The sequence below is a fragment of the Pseudomonas hamedanensis genome (genome assembly GCF_014268595.2).
GTDB lineage: Bacteria > Pseudomonadota > Gammaproteobacteria > Pseudomonadales > Pseudomonadaceae > Aquipseudomonas > Aquipseudomonas hamedanensis.
This window is the reverse complement of record NZ_CP077091.1, coordinates 1-17,500: the sequence shown is the minus strand read 5'-3', so window position 1 is coordinate 17,500 and position 17,500 is coordinate 1. Positions and strand designations below refer to the sequence as shown.

The window sequence follows — 17,500 nt, the reverse complement described above, 5'->3', positions numbered from 1 at the left end:
GTCTAGCAATTGGCGTTCATTTAGGCCATGTTTAGGCTCGTAACCTATCGCCAGACATGGATTTTTTCGCCAAGGGACATGACGCTGCAAATGCGAGCGAACACCGGCAGACCCGAGCACCAGACTCGAGGCCGCTATTAAGGACGGTAATGAAACGAATTTTGATACTGATCGCCATACTGGCGGTGGCGGGTTGCGCAGCAACCTCGCAAACCCAAGTCAAACGCGGCAAAAAGGGTTTGCATATCAATTGTTCAGGACTCTCGTCCTCGTGGGACAAGTGCTACGCCAGCGCCGCCAATTCGTGCGCACCGAAGGGCTATAAAGTGATCGCCAAGTCCGGCGATACCGTCGAAGAGCCTGGCGACTACCCATTCGGCCTGAACCCTGCCGGCTACACCAGCCGCAGCATGATCGTCATCTGCAAATAGCCTTCAGGTTATTCGGCTCGCGGCACAGCGAGCTGGCGGGCGATCTCTTCCTGGCTGGCGTTCAGCACCGTGCGCTGAACGTCCTCGGTAGCCAGCATCCTCGCCACCACCAGCGCACCGACACATTGCGACAGAATGGCCCAGGCCAGACTGTCGCTCTCCAGAATCTGCGCCCAGCTTTGCTGCAGACGGCAAATACACTGTTGCGCCTGTTCACGCACAAGCACATCCGAACGGGCGATCTCGGCCCCTAATGTCGGCAGCGCGCACCCCGCTTCAGGCTGCTCGACATGCGCCATGCTCAGGTATTGCTTGAGGCAGCGTTGCAGCCGCTCGCGATCCGCACCCTCCTGACCGCCGAGTCGCTCAAGGCTCTGGCTCAACTCGCGCTCGACAATTGCTGCGAACAGCGCGTCCTTGGAGGAAAAGTGGCTGTAAAACGCCGCACCACTCAAGCCGATAGCTTTCATCAAGCCGTCCACGCCGACCGTGGAGAATCCGGATTTTTTCGCCGACAGCGAGCTGCTGTGCAACAAACGCTCGCGGGTTTCCAGTTTGTGACCGGCAGAATAACGCACGTGTTTTTCCTCGTACTGCAGTGCCTTGACGTTAATCGAATCCTAGCATAACGTTCGTTAACTAAACGATCGTTAACCAAAGGCAATCTCAATGAATAACAAGAAGGTCGTACTGGTAGTCGGCGCCGGAGATGCCACCGGCGGCGCTATTGCCAAGCGCTTTGCCAAAGAGGGCTTCATTGCCTGTGTGACGCGCCGCAGCGCGGACAAGCTTCAGCCTTTGGTGGATGCGATAAACGATGAAGGGGGTGAAGCTCATGGTTTCGCCTGCGATGCGCGCAAAGAAGAGGACGTCATTGCGCTGATTGAGGATATCGAAACCCGCCTTGGCCCGATTGAGGCATTTGTCTTCAACATTGGCGCCAACGTGCCCTGCAGCATCCTGGAAGAAACCGCGCGCAAGTACTTCAAGATTTGGGAAATGGCCTGTTTCTCAGGTTTTCTTAATGCGCGTGAAGTCGCCAAACGCATGGTGACCCGCCAGCGCGGCACGATCCTGTTCACCGGCGCCACGGCCGGGTTGCGCGGTGCTTCCGGGTTCGCAGCATTCGCCGGGGCCAAACATGGCATTCGTGCCTTGGCGCAAAGCATGGCGCGGGAACTGGGCCCGCTGAACATTCATGTCGCGCATGTGGTGGTCGACGGAGCGATCGATACCGACTTTATCCGCTCCCAATTTCCCGAGAAATATGCGACCAAGGATGACGACGGCATTCTCGATCCAGAGCATATCGCCGAAAACTACTGGTACTTGCATAGCCAGCCACGGGACGCCTGGACATTCGAGCTGGATTTGCGGCCGTGGAACGAACGCTGGTAAAGCCCTCCCCTACAACAATAATGAGAGCACCGTGATAATGACTAAAACCGTGGAGTTCTATTTCGACCTCGGCAGTCCCGCGACCTACCTGGCCTACACCCAATTACCGAAGATCTGCGCCGCTACCGGAAGCGAACTGCGCTATATCCCGATGCTTCTGGGCGGTGTGTTCAAAGCCACCGGCAACGCATCGCCAGCGATGATCCCGGCCAAAGGGCGCTACATGTTTCAAGACCTGGACCGCTACGCCAAGCGTTACGCGGTGCCGCTGCGATTCAATCCGCACTTTCCGATCAACACGCTGTTATTGATGCGGGCCGTCACTGGCATGCAGTTGCATCAACCGCAACGCTTCGCGGCGTTTGTCGATTGCCTGTTCAACGCACTGTGGGTTGACGGCCGAAGCCTGAATGAACCGGAAACCGTTGCCGCCGTACTCAGTGAGCACGGCTTCGATCCGCAGGAAGTCCTCGCGCTGTGCAATGACGAGTCGGTCAAAGCGGCGCTCAAGGACAATACCGAGACCGCGGTTAAACGAGGTGTGTTTGGTGCCCCGAGCATGTTTGTCGGGAATCAGCTGTTTTTCGGTCAGGATCGGCTGGACTTCGTCGAGGAGGCGTTGCGCCAGGCCTAGAACGAGGTCGCCACTCAGACGCTGGTCGCAGCGCCTGAGTGGTCACCGATCAGATGGCTTCTGTACGGGTTTTCAGCCATTGCAGTGCCGCACCGTCAAGCAACGGGCTCAAGCGCTCACGCACCTCGGCGTGATAGGCGTTTAGCCACTGCTGTTCTTCATGCGTCAGCAAGGAAGGAATCAGGCAGCGAGTATCGATCGGGCACAAGGTCAGCGTTTCGAACTTGAGGAACTCGCCGAACTCGCTGCGACCGGCCTCGCGGTTCATCGCCAGATTTTCGATCCGCACGCCCCAGCGACCCGGACGATAAGTGCCCGGTTCGATCGATGTGATCATTCCCGGCAGCATCGCCGTCTGCGGCGTCGCGGCGGCCTGATACGCGATGACCTGCGGCCCCTCGTGGACGTTGAGGAAGTAGCCGACACCGTGACCGGTGCCATGCCCGTAATCCACGCTTTCGGCCCAGATTGGCGCACGGGCGATGGCATCGAGCAGCGGCGAGAGAATGCCTTTGGGAAATTGTGCCCGCGACAAGGCAATCACACCTTTGAGTACCCGGGTGCAGTCCTGTTTCTGCTCTTGCGTCGGCGTCCCGACCGGCACCATCCGCGTGATGTCGGTCGTACCGCCGAGGTATTGGCCCCCGGAGTCGATCAGCAACAAACCGTCGCCCTCGATCACGGCGTGCGCTTCTTCGGTGGCGTGGTAGTGCGGCATTGCGCCATTGGCGTTGAACGCAGCAATCGTGTTGAAACTCAGCGAGACGTAATCGGGCCGACGCTCACGGGCTGCGGTGAGCTTCTCGTCGATGGTCAACTCGGTAATACGCTCGCTCCCCCAAGCCGACTCCAGCCAGGCGAAGAATTCGCACAACGCCGCGCCATCCTGCTCCATCGCCTGGCGGATGTGTTGTGCATCGGCTTCACTTTTTTGCGACTTGGCCAGTGTGGTCGGGTTCAGGCCCTCGACCAGTTTGACGCCACTGTCGAGGTGCTCCAGCAGACCCCAGGTCACGCGCGCCGGATCGATCAGCAGACTTGCGCCACTCGGCACCGCACGCAGCGCATCGGCGACTTCGCGGTAATCACGCAGGGTCACGCCATCCTGTTCCAGCACCGCGCGCAATGCGTCATCGACTTTGCTCAGCGCCACGAACAACGTGGCCTGTTGTTGATTGACCAACGCAAACGACACAAACACCGGGTTGAACGACACATCGCCGCCGCGCAGGTTGAACAGCCAGGCGATGTCGTCGAGAGTCGCGATGAAATGCCAATCGGCGCCCCGCTCCCGCAGGGTTTCGCGCAGGTTGGCAAGTTTCTCGCTGCGGCTGACGGTCGCTTGCGGTGGCAGATGCTGATAGATCGGCGCATCCGGCAGACCTGGCCGGTCACTCCAGACGTGCTCCAACACATCGATGTCGGTGCGCAGACGAGCGCCTCGGGCTTCAAGTTTGCTGCCAAGCGTGCGCGCCGAAGCCACGGCCATCACCGCACCGTCGACCGCGACCACACCGCCTTCAGGCGTTTGCTCGGCCAGCCAGTCCAGCGGGCTCGGCTGTCCCGGTTGCAGCTTGACCAGTTCGATGCCGCTGCCCTCAAGTTCCTGAGTCGCCTGTTCCCAGTATCGGCTGTCGGCCCATACGCCGGCGAAATCAGCGGTGACAATCAAAGTGCCCACCGAGCCGTGAAAGCCTGACAGCCATTGCCGGCCTTGCCAGTAACCCGGCAAGTATTCCGACAAATGCGGATCGGCAGACGGCACCAACAACGCATGGATGCCTTCACGGCGCATCACCTCTCGGGTGCGCGCCAGGCGCTGGGGCACCGATCCTTCGGTCGAGGTCTGGGTACTCATCATGTCTCCTGCTAATCACTTCATCGTTATTGTTCGTCGCCGTCAGGACGGCGGTTCAAATTCCTGTCGTCCAGAATGCCGGAGCACTGGCGCAGGCGGTCTTGATCAGTTCGGCAGCCTTGTCGACGTCCTCGACGCTGGTGAAGCGGCCGAGGCTCAGGCGAATCGTGCGGCTGGCAAGTCGAGCATCGTGCCCCAGCGCCAGCAATACGTGCGAAGGCGTGTTGCTCGCCGAATTACAGGCCGATGTCGCGGAAAATGCGATCGAATGGCTCAACGCGGCGCTGTTGAACTCGCCTTCGCTGAACGTCAGGCTCAAGGTATGCGGGATGCGCTGCGCAGCGCTGCCATTCAGGCGTACGCCCGGCAGGCTCGACAACTGTTCGAGCAGACGCTCGCGCAAAGCCACGATGGTTTTTTTCTCTTCATCAAACGCCGCGGCCGCCAAAGCGAATGCCGCGCCCATCCCGGCAATCTGATGGGTCGCCAGGGTCCCCGAGCGCAAGCCGCCCTCGTGACCGCCGCCGTGGATCTGCGCCTGCAAACGCGGCTTTGCGCGCGGGCCGACGTATAAAGCGCCGATGCCCTTGGGGCCGTAGAGCTTGTGCGCCGAGAACGACATCATATCGACCGGCCATCGGGCCAGGTCGATCGCGACCTTGCCGGCGCCTTGCGCGGCATCGACATGAAACAGCGCGTCGCGACTGCGCACGACTTCGCCGATGGCCTGAACGTCATTGACCGTGCCGAGCTCATTGTTGACCAGCATCAGCGACACCAGAAAGGTGTCTTCGCGCATGGCTTCGCTGACCGCTTGCGGCGTGATCAGGCCGTCGGCGTCCGGCACCAGATAGGTCACGGCGATGCCGCTGTCCTGCAACTGCCGGGCAGTATCGAGGATGGCTTTGTGTTCGATCTGACTGGTAATGAAGTGGCCGCCGCTGACACCACGCGCCTGGGCGCTGCCCTTCAGGGCGAGGTTATTGGACTCGGTGGCGCCGGAGGTCCAGACGATCTGTTCGGCTTGCGCGCCGACCAGTTCGGCGACTTGCCGACGGGCCTGCTCGACCGTTTGCCGGGCCTGCTGGCCGAATGCGTGGGAGCTGGAGGCAGGGTTGCCGAAGTTACCGTGCAACCCCAGACATTCGATCATCACCTGGATGACCCGCTCGTCCACCGGGGTGGTGGCGGCGTAATCGAAATACAACGGACGTGTGTTCATAAAAGACTCGCAGAGCGTGTTCCGGGATCAGGAGGCTCGTTGTCTGCAAACGACAAACACAGCCTCGTGAGCTGTGCCTGGATTCGAGAGCGTCATCAATACCTGATCGGATGCCGTTAAAGAAGTAGGGCTTCATTTAAAAGTGCGTAGGAACGCTCCTGAAGCCGAGCTTAACAGTCATCGGGCCGGTGGTTGAAGCAATGCGTCAGCTAAAGCTTTCGAGAAGTAACGGGTACAGCGAGATGACCAGCAGTGCCGCCATGCCCCAGTTGAATACGCGTAACCAGCGCGGCTCCTTCAACACATTGCGCAACAATGTACCGCAGGCAGCCCAGACGCCGACGCTTGGCAGGTTGATGACGGCGAACACGGCAGCGATCACCACGACATTGGTGAAATAACCCTGCATCGGCGTGTATGTGCTGATCGCACCGATGGCCATGATCCACGCCTTCGGATTGACCCACTGAAACGCGGCCGCGCCCAGGTAGCTGATCGGCCTGGCTTCGCCTTGGGCGTTGTCACCGACAGGTCCCGAGTGGGCGATTTTCCACGCCAGGTACAACAGATACGACGCGCCGGCATAGCGCAGAACCGTATAAAGCAGCGGATACGACTGAAATACCGCGCCCAGGCCGAAGCCTACCGCCACCACCAGGACAAAGAAGCCGCAGCTAATCCCCAGCATGTGCGGGATGGTGCGGTTAAAACCGAAATTCACCCCCGAAGCCAGCAGCATGGTGTTGTTCGGTCCCGGTGTGATCGAGGTAACAAGGGCAAACAGGGCAAAGCCCAACATCAGGTCAAGCGAGAGGGTCATGGTGCGGCTTTCCGTCAAGGTCATTCAGAGATTGACCCTATCCCAGCCGGCCCGACAAACCCACGCACAGTTGGCTAAAAGTTCAGGCAGTACAGTTTTCTGTCAGCTTGGACGTCCGTGCAGCTGTACCGCACGTTCAGCGCTCATTTCACCTTGTTTGTCGAAACCGAAGGTTTTCTGCGGCTGGCCGAGCAACTGCGCTTTCTTCGCGTGATATTCCTCAAAGGACAAGCCGCTACGGTTCAACGCCTCCATCGCCAGCTCACGGGATTCTTCGGCGGTGTAAGGGCGCAACTCGGGGGAAACATGGCTGGCGCAACCCGCCAGCACGGAAACAGCGAAGATCAGCGAAACAGTCAGTAAACGATTCATGGGAGCGTCCTGGCGAGCAATGTGGGTCGATGGACAAAGGCTACGCCCGGGCACGCTCGCGCAGAAATCAACGCTCTCAATAGTGGCTATCAGAAATAGGCTACAGACGGATATGCCGCGCCAGCCATGCCTAACCCACCAGATTGCAATGCAGCGCATCGTCGTGACTGCGGGCAATGCTGCTCAGCACCTGAAACGAATTGAACGTCACGGTTTTCGCTCGATGGCTGCGGATCAACTGCCAGAAATTCTCTTCACCGCTTTCGAAACTGCGAAACGCCGCCTCCCCCGCCTCGCGCGTCTGCCATTGCAACAGGCTCAAGACGCGCCGGCCATCGTCGCTGGCCTGCACGCTGGCACTGAGAAAACCTGCGTAGCGCTGCGCCAGATGCTCGGTCTGCGTCGCTAACGCCGACACCAGCGCCGGTTGCTGGCGAGGCTCGATTTCGAATTCGATCAGTTGGGTAAAGCTGTGGTTTTTCATGAACGCCCCCAGTCATCTTGAAACGAGCCTTGCGACCCGAAGAGCAGCAGGGTAAAACCTCTAGTTAAGTCAAGGTCAAGGGCTATTTTCAGCATGATCAGCAAAGACAACGTGCACAAACCGCTCACCGTTGGCGAGGTCGCCGCGCGCAGTGGCGTGGCGGTCACGGCCCTGCATTTCTATGAGTCCAAGGGGCTGATCAAGAGTCAGCGCAACGCCGGCAATCAGCGGCGGTACCCGCGTGCCGTACTGCGCCGCGTGGCGTTGATCAAAGTGGCCCAACGGCTGGGAATACCGCTGGCCGCGATCGGCGAGGCGATGAAAAATCTCCCGCAGGATCGCGCGCCGACAGCGGCAGACTGGAAAATTCTCTCCGAACAATGGCGGCAGGAACTCGATGAGCGGATCCATCAACTGACGTTGTTGCGCGATCGGCTCAATGGCTGCATCGGCTGTGGCTGCCTGTCGATGGAGGCCTGTCCGTTGCGCAACCGGGGGGACGTGCTGGGCGAGCAAGGACCCGGGCCGCATTTCCCGGTTGAATAAGGGCGCTGCTCGTCGGAGCAAAATCGCCATGGCCGGGACAGTTCTATAGTGATCTTTCCGGATCGATCCGGTGCAACCACCTCCTATACAACAACATCAGGGAGAACGTCATGAGCGTAAAACCCATTCCCGAGGGGTATCACAGCGTTACCCCGTACCTCGGCATCCAGAAGGCCGCCGAGGCCATCGACTTCTACAAGAAAGCCTTCGGTGCCACCGAGGTGATGCGTCTGGCCATGCCCGACGGCGGTATCGGCCACGCCGAACTGCGCATCGGCGACAGTGCCATCATGCTCGGCACGCCCTGCGATCAGGGACCGCTGAGCAATCCCGACCAGGCCGTCTCGGTCGGTTTGCATTTGTACGTCACCGATGTCGACAAATCCTTCCAGCAGGCGCTGGATGCCGGTGCGACAACGGTGTCCGAGGTCAAGGATCAGTTTTACGGCGATCGCAGCGGAACGCTGAAAGATCCGTATGGGCATCTGTGGTTCCTCGCCACGCACAAAGAAGATCTGAGCGAAGAGCAGATCCGCCAGCGGGCGATGGAGATGTTCAGCCAAGGCTGAAACCCGCCGTCCCGGTATCAGGGCTGTGCATACCCTGCTCCTTGTGGAGCGAGCCCGCTTCACAAGGACAGCTGAGAACGCGTATCGAACTGCGAAACATTTACTTTCATATGATTTAGCGGGATTTGCCTCGCTCATCCGTCTTATAGGAATGCAGGTCGTTCGCGTAGGCAAAAGCCACGATCGGCCTTCCGGGGATTCCCGTGCTGCGAAGCCCGTAGCCCGGCACCCTTCCAACGAAATCAAGACGCGTAATCATGTCAAAGAAATCCCGCTCGAAATTGTGGTTCCTGGTGCATAGCTGGCTGGCGTTGCCGATCTGGTTCTTTGTGTTGATCGTCTGTGTCACCGGTACGCTGGCGGTGGTCAGTCAGGAAATCGTCTGGCTGGCCAACCCGCAGATGCGTGCCAGTCAACCGTCGGACGATGCGCCGCGCCTCAGTTATGACCAGATCCTCGCGGCCATCAAAAAAGCCGAACCGCAGACTCTGGTCGAAAGCATCACCCGCCCGGACGAGTCGCACTTTGCCCTCGATGTCGAAGTCAGCTACCCGGACGGCCGCTCGCTGACGGTGTACGTCAACCCTTACACCGGCGCGATTCAGGGCACCGCACCCGACTTCAACTTCAAGGCGTTTACCCGCGCCCTGCATGGCTGGTGGCTGGTGCCGTTTACCAGCGGTTTCAGTTGGGGCTGGTATCTGGTGTCCTTTCTGGGGCTGCCTTTGCTGGCCTCGTTGATTACCGGACTGGTGGTCTATAAACGCTTCTGGAAAGGGTTCTTCACCCCGACCTTGCGCATTCGCCATGGCGCACGGATTTTCTGGGGCGACTTTCATCGCCTCAGTGGCATCTGGTCGATCTGGTTCATCGCCGTGATTTCGATCACCGGAACCTGGTTCCTGATTCAGGCGCTGCTGGCGGACAACCATATTTCGATTTCCAGCGAGCCGGTCATTCCCGCGATGTCCCGTGAAGCGGTACCGCGCTCGGCCGATGGCTCCCCGCCTGAACGCATCAGCCTGGATCGGGCCATTGACATTGCCCGGCAAACGATTCCGGGCCTGGAAGTCAGTTTCATCAGCCTGCCCGGCAACGCCTATAGCCATATGAGTGTGGGCGGCCGTGGCTGGTATCCGCTGATGTTCCAGTCTGCCACGCTCAACCCCTACAACGGTGATCTGGCCGCGTCGCGAATGCTGTCGGACCGCACGTCGCTGGAGTTCGTCACCGAGTCCATGCGTCCCTTGCACACCGGCGATTTTGGTGGGCTGTGGATCAAGCTGATCTGGTTCTTCTTCGGCTTGTTGCTGAGCATGATGGTGCTCAGCGGCTTGTTGATCTGGACCAAACGCACCGCCCTGGCCACGGCCAATGCCTTCAAGCGCGAATCGAAGAAAAATCGCCTGCAGGCCCAACCGGCCATGCAGCGTGAAACGTCGGAGGCCAACCTGTGAGCAAGTCCCTTACCGCCCCGCCACCCTCGCGTCTGAACCTGCTCTGGCGTAAATGGCGCTTCCACATCAACGTGCTGTTGCTCCTGATTCCGCTGGGCTTCATGCCCAAGTATTTCGCCGATGTCGCCCTGTTTCGTGGTGACAGTGGTCTGGGCGAACGAGAAATCGGCGAAATTCAGGTCGGCCCCTGGAGCCTGCGACTCGCCGAGTTGCGCAATGAAGCGCCGCGCTCCGACGGCCCGGCCGGGTATCTGAAAGGCTTCAACGCAGCGCTCTGCCAGGCCTGTATCGAACCGGTGAAGGCGACCTACCTGCGCATCGGCAAACCCCGCAGCCTGCGCGCCGCCGGGGTGATTTTCTTCGGCACGCCCTATCGCATGGGCACGCAATTGCCGATTCCGGAAAAGACCAAACCCGACGCCGAACTGTGGATCACCATGGAAGGCTGGGACGGCAGCATGCACCAGGCCTCGATTCCCCTGAGCCAGGCCTCTCCCGCCACCGTGGCCTGGCTGAACACACAAGGAGCCAAACCATGACTCGCCCACAACGCCCTTCCCGTTTGCTGCTGAGCGCCGCGCTGCTGATGCTGAGCGCCGGTTTCAGTGCAGGCGCCCTGGCACACAACCCGATGTGTGAATGCAAAGCCATCGATGCCGAACAGATCAAGTGCACTGGCGGCTTCTCCGACGGCAGCGGCGCGCCCGGCGTAACCCTGGATGTGATCGGCTATGACGAAACGATTCTGGTGCCAGGCAAGCTCGGCACCGATTCGACCCTGACGTTCAAGAAACCCGACTCCGAGTTCTATGTGCTGTTCGACGCCGGTCCCGGCCACGTCGTGGAAATCGACCAGGCGGATATCGAAACCCCATGAGCACACCGACCCGTCAAATCGTGCGCCCGGCGGGCGCCGGTCATGAAACCCTCAACGTTCTGCTGCTGTGCCTGCTGATCCTCGCCGTCGCCGGTTCTGTGGTGGCGTGGCGCGGGGTTTCCCATGAACCGGAACCTGTCGCCAGCCACCAGTACGATGCCCGTCGCGACCTCAGCGCCGCCGAGCAGGGCATTTATGCCGACCTGCGGGTGACCCTCGACGAAATCCGCTTGCTGCGTGAAGAACAGCAAACCCTGCCGACGCCGCAGCATTTGGCGCAGGAAGGTTTTGCGCCCTTTGCCCAGGACGCCAGCTCGGTCAGCCGGGGTGGTCACGCCTGGCAAATGCTCGGCGACAGCGCTTATTTCGGTCGCAGCGCAACGCCTGCGGTCGCCGGTTCATTCCTGATGCGCGTCAGCGCCGACCCGGACGCCGCGCCGGATATCTGGTTGAACCGTGGCGCAGAACTTACGCCCGCTCAGGATCTGTCCGACACGGCGCTGTCCGCCGCTGGCTGGAAACAGATCGTCGCGCAATACGACGCCGGGGTGACCCGCGAACATCGTCATTGACTCCTCGCCCCATTCGAGAGAAGACCGCTTGCCCATGTCCATTTCAGCTCCTCGCCGTCCGTTGTTACGCCTGTTTCTGCTTGGCCTTTGCGCCTGCCTGCTGAGCCCGCTGGCCAGCGCCGATCAAGCCAAGCGCCTGCGCATCGGCATCACCCTGCATCCTTATTACAGCTACGTCGCAAACATCGTCGGCGACAAGGCCGAGGTGGTGCCGCTGATTCCCGCCGGCTTCAACCCGCATGCCTATGAGCCGCGGGCCGAGGACATCAAACGCATCAGCGGGCTTGATGTGATTGTGCTCAACGGCGTCGGCCACGATGATTTTGCCGACCGCATGATCGCGGCCAGCGAAACACCCAACGTCAAGACCATCGAAGCCAATGAAAACGTTCCGTTGCTGGCGGCCACGGGCGTCGCGGCACGGGGTGCCGGCAAGGTGGTCAATCCGCATACGTTCCTGTCGATCAGTGCGTCCATCGCCCAGGTCAACAACATCGCCCGGGAGCTGGGCAAGCTTGATCCGGACAACGCCAAGACCTACACGCAGAACGCCCGCGCCTATGGCAAACGCCTGCGGCAGATGCGCGCCGATGCCCTGGCCAAGCTGACGCAGGCACCAAACGCCGAACTGCGCGTCGCCACGGTACACGCGGCTTACGATTACCTGCTGCGTGAATTCGGCCTGGAAGTCACCGCCGTGGTCGAGCCGGCCCACGGCATCGAACCGAGCCCCAGCCAGTTGAAAAAGACCATCGATCAATTACGCGAACTCGACGTCAAGGTGATCTTCTCGGAGATGGATTTTCCCTCGAGCTACGTCGACACCATCCAGCGTGAATCGGGCGTGAAGCTGTACCCGCTGTCGCACATTTCCTACGGTGAATACACCGCCGACAAATACGAAAAGGAAATGACCGGCAACCTCAACACCGTGGTCCGGGCGATTCAGGAGTCGGGAGCATGACATCGAAAGAAACCCTCTCCCCGGAAAACACCGATTCCCCTGTAGGAGTGAGCCTGCTCGCGATGGCGCCGGGTCAGCCGACATCATTAGCAAATGACACACCGCTATCGCGAGCAGGCTCACTCCTACAGGTTACGGGACCGGCGCTGGATTTTACGCAGGTGAGTCTGACCCTGGGGCGCACCACGATTCTCGACAACGTGACTTTTCAGGTACAGCCCGGCAGCATCCATGCGCTGGTCGGCCCCAATGGTGGCGGCAAGAGCTCGCTGATCAAGACCTTGCTCGGACAGATGCCGCATCAGGGCCAGCTCAGCCTGCACTGGCCCGGCGCGCCCGGCACCATTGGCTATGTGCCGCAAGCGCTGGAATTCGATCGCGGCCTGCCGATGACCGTCGACGATTTCATGGCCGCGATGTGCCAGCGTCGCCCGGCGTTCCTCGGCCTGAGCAAGCGTTATGCCGCGGCCATCGGTGAAGCGCTGGAGCGGGTCGGCATGCAGGACAAACGCAAACGCCGCATGGGCGCGCTGTCCGGCGGTGAGCGCCAGCGCGTCCTGCTCGCCCAGGGGCTGATCCCGACACCGCAGTTGCTGGTGCTCGACGAGCCGATGTCAGCCCTCGACGAAGCCGGCATTCAGGTGTTCGAGCGCCTGCTCGGCGACTGGCGGGCAGCCGGGGTTACGGTGCTGTGGATCGAGCATGACCTGGAAGCGGTCGGGCGTCTGGCCGAGCGTGTCACTGGTCTCAACCGCCGCGTACTGTTCGATGCGACGCCGCAACAGGCACTGACCCCGGAGCGTCTGCTGAGCTTGTTTTCGACCCATCCACGGAGCGCTGCCTGATGAGTTACGAAGCCTTTCGATTGATGGTCCAGGGCTGGGCGTCTTCCGGATATCTGCCGGAAGCACTGGCTTACGGCTTTGTGGTCAATGCCCTGCTCGCGGGCCTGTTGATCGGCCCGGTGCTGGGCGGCCTCGGCACGCTGGTAGTGGTCAAGCGTTTCGCGTTTTTCTCTGAAGCGGTGGGCCATGCGGCGCTGACCGGTGTGGCCGTCGGCATTCTGCTCGGCGAACCCTACACCGGGCCGTACGGCAGCCTGTTCGGTTACTGCCTGCTGTTCGGCATCCTGCTCAACTACCTGCGCAACCGCACCGGCCTGGCGCCGGATACGCTGATCGGCGTATTCCTTTCGGTATCGCTGGCACTGGGCGCGAGCCTGCTGTTGATTCTCGCCGGCAAGATCAACGTGCACATTCTCGAAAACGTGTTGTTCGGCTCGGTACTGACGGTCAACGGCAATGACCTGGCGGTGCTGGCCATCGTCGGTTCGCTGGTCATGGCGCTGGCGTTGCCGTTGTATAACCGCATCATGCTGGCCAGTTTCAACCCGCAACTGGCAGCAGTGCGCGGCGTGGCGGTGAAAACCCTGGATTACCTGTTCGTGATTCTGGTGACACTGATCACCGTGGCCGCCGTGAAAGTCATCGGCGCGATTCTGGTCGGCGCACTGCTGGTGATTCCGGCTGCCGCGGCACGCTTGCTCAGCCAGTCGCTGAAAGGCTTTTTCTGGTGTTCGGTGCTGATTGCCACCGTCAGCACGTTGTGCGGAATTCTCGCGCCGATCGTGTTCGACCTGCCGATTCCGTCCGGCGCCGCGATCATTCTGGTTGCCGGCATTGCCTTCGCCCTCGCCGCCGTCGCGCGCGGCGTGGTCCCCAGCCTGAAAGGGAATCTTGGATAAATGGCTTTTTCATTGAAAGAACTGACGCTGGCCATGGCGCTGTGCGGCGTAATCTGCACCCCACTGATGGCCGCTGACAGTGCGAAACCACTGCGAGTACTGGCCTCGTTGCCGATCACCTACGGCCTGGGTGAAGCGCTGCTCAAGGGTACCGAGGTCCAGCTCGAACGCGCGGCGCCGGCCAATCTGCCGGGCAGCCGCCAGACCGCCTATTTCACCGGACGCGGCGCACCGGCGCTGAGCAAACTGGCGACCGACGCCGACGCCGTGATCGGTGTGCGCTCGCTGTGGACCGATGATCCGCTGTACCCGATTGCCCGGCGCAGCAATATTCGTATCGTCGAGGTCGATGCCGCCCGTCCGGTCGACGGCGCCCTGCCGGGGATTGCCGTGCAGCCGGGCCTTCAGGTTGACGGCCTGAACAGTCAGCCATGGCTGGCGAGCAACAACATGGGGCGCATGGCGGACGTTGTGGCCGCCGATCTGGTGCGTCTGGCGCCGACTGCCAAGCCGAAAATCGAAGCCAACCTGGCGGCGCTGAAACAGCGTTTGCTGAAACTCAGCGCCGAGACCGAAGCGCGTCTGGCCGAGGCCGATAATCTGAGCGTGATGAGCCTGAGCGATCATTTTGGCTATCTGATCGGCAGCCTCAATCTCGAACTGACCGGACAGGACCCACGTCCTGATGCCGAGTGGACGGCGCAAGACCTGAAAAAACTGACGGCGACGCTCAAGGACAATGACGTGGCGGTGGTACTGCACCATCGCCAGCCCGCGGAGCCGGTGAAAGCGGCGATTGCCGCGTCCGGTAGTCGACTGGTGGTATTGAGCACGGATGCGGCGGATCCGCTGGCGGAACTGGAGGGGAATGTGGACCTGCTGCTCAAGGGGCTGAGCGGGGCGTAGTTTCCGTCATAGACCGCGTTATCGTTTATCGCGAGCAGGCTCACTCCTACAGGGGGAACGCATTTCAACTGTAGGAGTGAGCCTGCTCGCGATGAGGCCGGACATGCCAACGAAAAATTACAGACAAAAAGAAACCCGCTGACCATTACGGGTCCAGCGGGTTCTTTTTTGCCCGGTCGCTTATTGTGCCGCGACTTGCGCTTCCATCTTCTGACGCAGGCTCAGCGGGCGCATGTCGGTCCACACTTCTTCGATGTAGGCCAGGCATTCCTTTTTCAGGCCGCTCTTGCCCACGGTGCGCCAGCCCTCTGGTACCGCTTTGTAATCCGGCCAGATCGAGTATTGCTCTTCGTGGTTGACCACGACCTGAAAGAGGATGTCCTCGCGGTCGAATACTGACGTCATGCTGGTTCTCCATCGTTGTATGGGGTGGCCGCACAACGGGTGCAGCCGGGTATGTAGAAAGAACGTTCGGCGCGGCGAAAAATTTACAGCGCCGCAGTGGCCGCCGCCAACGCACGCCCGAAGATCTGCGCGACGCGGGCGATTTCAGTGGCGGTGATGACCAACGGCGGCAGGAAACGCACCACCGCGCCGTGACGGCCGCCCAGTTCCAGAATCAGGCCGCGCTTGAGGCATTCGCGCTGAACCAATGGCGCCAGTCGGGCGAACGCCGGCGGATGGCCGAGCGCGTCCGGAGTGCCGGTCGGGTCCACCAGTTCGATGCCCAGCATCAGGCCCCGACCACGGATATCGCCCAACTGCGGGAAGTCGCGTTGCAGGATGTGCAAATGCTCGCTCAATCGCTCGCCCATGGCCGCGGCGTGTTCGCAGACCTTGTGTTCGACCAGATAGCGCATCACCGCGGAGCCGGCGGCCATCGCCATCTGATTGCCACGGAAGGTGCCCGCGTGGGCACCCGGTTGCCAGGTGTCGAGCCAGTCGCGATACACCACCACCGCCAGGGGCAGGCTGCCGCCAATGGCTTTGGACAACACCACCACATCCGGAATGATGCCGGCATGCTCAAAGGCGAACATCTTGCCGGTGCGGGCAAAACCACTCTGAATCTCGTCGACGATCAGCGCAACGCCGGCCTTCTCGGTGATGCGGCGCAGACCACGCAACCACTCGATGTCAGCGGGAATCACGCCGCCCTCGCCCTGCACCGCCTCGACGATCACGGCGGCCGGCAGTTGCACGCCGGCTTCGGGATCGTTGAGCAGATTGTCCAGATAGCTCAGATTGGCTTTGACGCCCGCCGCGCCGCCGAGGCCGAACGGACAACGGTAGTCATACGGAAACGGCATGAACTGCACGCCATTGCTGAGCAAGGCACCCAACGGCTTTTTCGGCCCGAGACTGCCCATCAGGCTCAATGCGCCCTGGCTCATGCCGTGATAACCGCCAGAAAACGACAGCACCGTACTGCGCCCGGTGGCGGTGCGTACCAGTTTCAAGGCCGCTTCCACGGCATCGGTGCCGGTCGGGCCACAAAACTGAATCTTTGCCTGCGCCGCCAGTTCCGCCGGTAGCAGCCCGAACAGGTCCTGGACAAACTGGTCCTTGACCGGCGTGGTCAGGTCGAGAGTGTGCAGCGGCAGCTCATCGGCCAACACTTGCTGGATGGCCGCGATCACTACCGGATGATTGTGGCCCAGCGCGAGTGTGCCGGCCCCGGCGAGGCAGTCGATGAACGTGCGCCCTTCGACATCTTCGACATACAAGCCCTTGGCCCGTTTGAGCGCCAGGGGAATGCGCCGCGGATAGCTGCGGGCGTTGGACTCCTGCCGACTCTGACGAGCCAGCAGCGGTGACTCATTGAACTGATACAGGGTTTCGGCCGGCGCCGGGGCAACCCGGGCCGACGATTGTTCGATAAGGCTGGTGGCGACTGACATCTCTCGACCCCTCAATTCGCTATGGATAGTGACCAAAACAGCACACCGGACAGGTGCGCGTTCCGGTCGCGGGGCGCACTTGCAGGTTTTCCTGTTCTGGAAACGCTTAAGCGCGATGCGGATTTACACCCTTGGTCGAGTTGTCAGTCCGGTGACGGCAAAGACTTGTGCAGCGGCACGGTCTGCGAGCCGGACATAAAGGCTGGCGATGCCTGTTGATAGCCCAGATGCCGGTAGAACGGCTCGGCAGTTCGGGAGCTGTTGAGATGGAAACGCTGCACACCGCGAATCCGCAGCCAACCCTCGAGGCTCTGCATCAGCGCTCGGCCGACGCCTCGACGGAAGGATTCCGGCTGCACGTAACACAGTGAAATTTCGCCACCGGCCTCGGCCATGCCGACACCGACCGGTTTTTCTTCAAGCAAAGCGAGACAAAGATAAAAGGCTGGGTCGGCGAGCCGGCCACTGATGAAATCGACGGAGGACTGGCTGACCCAGTCGCTGACGAGTAGAGGGTCGTTTCGGTGATCGAACGCGCAACCAATGCGGATCGAACGCTCGATGATACGGTTGATGATGCCGGTGTCGGCCAGCGTGGCCGAACGTATGCAAACGAGTGCTTCCATGGCGCAGTTCCCTCAATCCATTGAGTCAAGGCTGGGTTGACCTTAGCCCCAACCCTGGCGGATAGCGAACGCCGAGAAGTTACATTTGATGTGCCTGAACACGAAACTTTTGTAGGAGT

General features: G+C 60.8%; 22 protein-coding genes. 13 read left to right on the top strand and 9 right to left on the bottom strand.

The features are described from left to right. Nucleotides 1-149 precede the first annotated feature (149 nt). Nucleotides 150-431: a hypothetical protein gene (locus HU739_RS00110; protein WP_186547167.1), complete on the top strand. Its 282-nt coding sequence runs from the start codon at nt 150-152 to the stop codon at nt 429-431. An 8-nt stretch (nt 432-439) separates the two neighbouring features. Here the strand turns inward: HU739_RS00110 and HU739_RS00105 are convergent, their stop codons facing one another. Beyond that, nucleotides 440-1,009: a TetR/AcrR family transcriptional regulator gene (locus HU739_RS00105; protein ID WP_186547166.1), complete on the bottom strand. Its 570-nt coding sequence runs from the start codon at nt 1,007-1,009 to the stop codon at nt 440-442. A 91-nt stretch (nt 1,010-1,100) separates the two neighbouring features. On the opposite strand from HU739_RS00105, the gene HU739_RS00100 reads away from it, so the two are divergent. Both HU739_RS00100 and HU739_RS00095 read left to right on the top strand, forming a co-directional pair. Continuing rightward, complete coding sequence (locus tag HU739_RS00100; RefSeq protein WP_186547165.1) at nt 1,101-1,829, top strand: SDR family oxidoreductase; 729 nt, start codon at nt 1,101-1,103, stop codon at nt 1,827-1,829. A 37-nt stretch (nt 1,830-1,866) separates the two neighbouring features. Next, nucleotides 1,867-2,463, top strand: a complete 597-nt coding sequence (locus HU739_RS00095; RefSeq protein ID WP_186547181.1) for a 2-hydroxychromene-2-carboxylate isomerase — start codon at nt 1,867-1,869, stop codon at nt 2,461-2,463. A 49-nt stretch (nt 2,464-2,512) separates the two neighbouring features. Here HU739_RS00095 and HU739_RS00090 read toward each other — a convergent pair whose 3' ends face one another. The 5 genes from HU739_RS00090 to HU739_RS00070 form a co-directional block, all read right to left on the bottom strand. Then, the gene (locus HU739_RS00090) at nt 2,513-4,321 is read right to left on the bottom strand and encodes an aminopeptidase P family protein (RefSeq protein WP_186547164.1); all 1,809 of its coding nucleotides are present in this window, start codon (nt 4,319-4,321) and stop codon (nt 2,513-2,515) included. A 55-nt stretch (nt 4,322-4,376) separates the two neighbouring features. Further along, a complete protein-coding gene (locus HU739_RS00085; protein WP_186547163.1) occupies nt 4,377-5,543 on the bottom strand; it encodes a cysteine desulfurase family protein in 1,167 nt (388 codons plus the stop codon). Nucleotides 5,544-5,748: 205 nt separating this feature from the next. Then, nucleotides 5,749-6,363, bottom strand: a complete 615-nt coding sequence (locus HU739_RS00080) for a LysE family translocator (protein ID WP_186547162.1) — start codon at nt 6,361-6,363, stop codon at nt 5,749-5,751. Between the two features lie 102 nt (nt 6,364-6,465). Next, a complete protein-coding gene (locus tag HU739_RS00075) occupies nt 6,466-6,735 on the bottom strand; it encodes a hypothetical protein (RefSeq protein ID WP_186547161.1) in 270 nt (89 codons plus the stop codon). Between the two features lie 130 nt (nt 6,736-6,865). Further along, nucleotides 6,866-7,231 (bottom strand): antibiotic biosynthesis monooxygenase, encoded by a 366-nt coding sequence (locus tag HU739_RS00070; RefSeq protein ID WP_186547180.1) that lies wholly within the window; start codon nt 7,229-7,231, stop codon nt 6,866-6,868. 81 nt (nt 7,232-7,312) lie between these two features. On the opposite strand from HU739_RS00070, the gene soxR reads away from it, so the two are divergent. The 10 genes from soxR (at nt 7,313) to HU739_RS00020 (ending at nt 14,854) form a co-directional block, all read left to right on the top strand. After that, nucleotides 7,313-7,765, top strand: coding sequence for a redox-sensitive transcriptional activator SoxR (gene soxR / locus HU739_RS00065; RefSeq protein ID WP_186547160.1), 453 nt, complete (start codon nt 7,313-7,315; stop codon nt 7,763-7,765). A 110-nt stretch (nt 7,766-7,875) separates the two neighbouring features. After that, a complete protein-coding gene (locus tag HU739_RS00060) occupies nt 7,876-8,334 on the top strand; it encodes a VOC family protein (protein ID WP_186547159.1) in 459 nt (152 codons plus the stop codon). 257 nt (nt 8,335-8,591) lie between these two features. Beyond that, a complete protein-coding gene (locus HU739_RS00055) occupies nt 8,592-9,791 on the top strand; it encodes a PepSY-associated TM helix domain-containing protein (protein WP_186547158.1) in 1,200 nt (399 codons plus the stop codon). After that, nucleotides 9,788-10,330 carry a thiamine pyrophosphate-binding protein gene (locus HU739_RS00050; protein ID WP_186547157.1) on the top strand — a complete coding sequence of 181 codons (543 nt, stop codon included), beginning with the start codon at nt 9,788-9,790 and terminating at the stop codon, nt 10,328-10,330. The genes HU739_RS00055 and HU739_RS00050 overlap by 4 nt, the downstream gene beginning before the upstream one ends. Continuing rightward, complete coding sequence (locus HU739_RS00045) at nt 10,327-10,668, top strand: hypothetical protein (RefSeq protein WP_186547156.1); 342 nt, start codon at nt 10,327-10,329, stop codon at nt 10,666-10,668. Before HU739_RS00050 ends, HU739_RS00045 begins: the two co-directional genes overlap by 4 nt. Beyond that, entirely contained in the window at nt 10,665-11,240 is a 576-nt protein-coding gene (locus tag HU739_RS00040; RefSeq protein WP_186547155.1) for a DUF6162 family protein, read from the top strand. Before HU739_RS00045 ends, HU739_RS00040 begins: the two co-directional genes overlap by 4 nt. A gap of 34 nt (nt 11,241-11,274) precedes the next feature. Further along, nucleotides 11,275-12,204, top strand: a complete 930-nt coding sequence (locus HU739_RS00035; RefSeq protein ID WP_186547154.1) for a metal ABC transporter substrate-binding protein — start codon at nt 11,275-11,277, stop codon at nt 12,202-12,204. Then, the gene (locus HU739_RS00030) at nt 12,201-13,049 is read left to right on the top strand and encodes a metal ABC transporter ATP-binding protein (RefSeq protein WP_225922783.1); all 849 of its coding nucleotides are present in this window, start codon (nt 12,201-12,203) and stop codon (nt 13,047-13,049) included. Before HU739_RS00035 ends, HU739_RS00030 begins: the two co-directional genes overlap by 4 nt. Next, nucleotides 13,049-13,948, top strand: a complete 900-nt coding sequence (locus HU739_RS00025; RefSeq protein ID WP_186547153.1) for a metal ABC transporter permease — start codon at nt 13,049-13,051, stop codon at nt 13,946-13,948. The genes HU739_RS00030 and HU739_RS00025 overlap by 1 nt, the downstream gene beginning before the upstream one ends. Continuing rightward, nucleotides 13,949-14,854 (top strand): metal ABC transporter substrate-binding protein, encoded by a 906-nt coding sequence (locus tag HU739_RS00020; RefSeq protein ID WP_186547152.1) that lies wholly within the window; start codon nt 13,949-13,951, stop codon nt 14,852-14,854. 180 nt (nt 14,855-15,034) lie between these two features. Here the strand turns inward: HU739_RS00020 and HU739_RS00015 are convergent, their stop codons facing one another. From HU739_RS00015 to HU739_RS00005, 3 genes are all read right to left on the bottom strand, one after another. After that, nucleotides 15,035-15,259 carry an MbtH family protein gene (locus HU739_RS00015; RefSeq protein ID WP_053122206.1) on the bottom strand — a complete coding sequence of 75 codons (225 nt, stop codon included), beginning with the start codon at nt 15,257-15,259 and terminating at the stop codon, nt 15,035-15,037. A gap of 83 nt (nt 15,260-15,342) precedes the next feature. Next, a complete protein-coding gene (locus HU739_RS00010; protein ID WP_186547151.1) occupies nt 15,343-16,755 on the bottom strand; it encodes an aspartate aminotransferase family protein in 1,413 nt (470 codons plus the stop codon). A gap of 143 nt (nt 16,756-16,898) precedes the next feature. After that, nucleotides 16,899-17,381, bottom strand: a complete 483-nt coding sequence (locus HU739_RS00005; RefSeq protein ID WP_186547150.1) for a GNAT family N-acetyltransferase — start codon at nt 17,379-17,381, stop codon at nt 16,899-16,901. Nucleotides 17,382-17,500 lie beyond the last annotated feature (119 nt).

What these genes read in the sequence shown, in the direction of transcription:
- HU739_RS00110 (WP_186547167.1), top strand. Translation starts at nt 150, where the DNA reads ATGAAACGAATTTTGATACTGATCGCCATACTGGCGGTGGCGGGTTGC.
- HU739_RS00100 (WP_186547165.1), top strand. Translation starts at nt 1,101, where the DNA reads ATGAATAACAAGAAGGTCGTACTGGTAGTCGGCGCCGGAGATGCCACC.
- HU739_RS00095 (WP_186547181.1), top strand. Translation starts at nt 1,867, where the DNA reads ATGACTAAAACCGTGGAGTTCTATTTCGACCTCGGCAGTCCCGCGACC.
- HU739_RS00090 (WP_186547164.1), bottom strand. Translation starts at nt 4,321, where the DNA reads ATGAGTACCCAGACCTCGACCGAAGGATCGGTGCCCCAGCGCCTGGCG.
- HU739_RS00085 (WP_186547163.1), bottom strand. Translation starts at nt 5,543, where the DNA reads ATGAACACACGTCCGTTGTATTTCGATTACGCCGCCACCACCCCGGTG.
- HU739_RS00080 (WP_186547162.1), bottom strand. Translation starts at nt 6,363, where the DNA reads ATGACCCTCTCGCTTGACCTGATGTTGGGCTTTGCCCTGTTTGCCCTT.
- HU739_RS00075 (WP_186547161.1), bottom strand. Translation starts at nt 6,735, where the DNA reads ATGAATCGTTTACTGACTGTTTCGCTGATCTTCGCTGTTTCCGTGCTG.
- soxR (WP_186547160.1), top strand. Translation starts at nt 7,313, where the DNA reads ATGATCAGCAAAGACAACGTGCACAAACCGCTCACCGTTGGCGAGGTC.
- HU739_RS00060 (WP_186547159.1), top strand. Translation starts at nt 7,876, where the DNA reads ATGAGCGTAAAACCCATTCCCGAGGGGTATCACAGCGTTACCCCGTAC.
- HU739_RS00055 (WP_186547158.1), top strand. Translation starts at nt 8,592, where the DNA reads ATGTCAAAGAAATCCCGCTCGAAATTGTGGTTCCTGGTGCATAGCTGG.
- HU739_RS00045 (WP_186547156.1), top strand. Translation starts at nt 10,327, where the DNA reads ATGACTCGCCCACAACGCCCTTCCCGTTTGCTGCTGAGCGCCGCGCTG.
- HU739_RS00040 (WP_186547155.1), top strand. Translation starts at nt 10,665, where the DNA reads ATGAGCACACCGACCCGTCAAATCGTGCGCCCGGCGGGCGCCGGTCAT.
- HU739_RS00035 (WP_186547154.1), top strand. Translation starts at nt 11,275, where the DNA reads ATGTCCATTTCAGCTCCTCGCCGTCCGTTGTTACGCCTGTTTCTGCTT.
- HU739_RS00030 (WP_225922783.1), top strand. Translation starts at nt 12,201, where the DNA reads ATGACATCGAAAGAAACCCTCTCCCCGGAAAACACCGATTCCCCTGTA.
- HU739_RS00025 (WP_186547153.1), top strand. Translation starts at nt 13,049, where the DNA reads ATGAGTTACGAAGCCTTTCGATTGATGGTCCAGGGCTGGGCGTCTTCC.
- HU739_RS00020 (WP_186547152.1), top strand. Translation starts at nt 13,949, where the DNA reads ATGGCTTTTTCATTGAAAGAACTGACGCTGGCCATGGCGCTGTGCGGC.
- HU739_RS00015 (WP_053122206.1), bottom strand. Translation starts at nt 15,259, where the DNA reads ATGACGTCAGTATTCGACCGCGAGGACATCCTCTTTCAGGTCGTGGTC.
- HU739_RS00010 (WP_186547151.1), bottom strand. Translation starts at nt 16,755, where the DNA reads ATGTCAGTCGCCACCAGCCTTATCGAACAATCGTCGGCCCGGGTTGCC.
- HU739_RS00005 (WP_186547150.1), bottom strand. Translation starts at nt 17,381, where the DNA reads ATGGAAGCACTCGTTTGCATACGTTCGGCCACGCTGGCCGACACCGGC.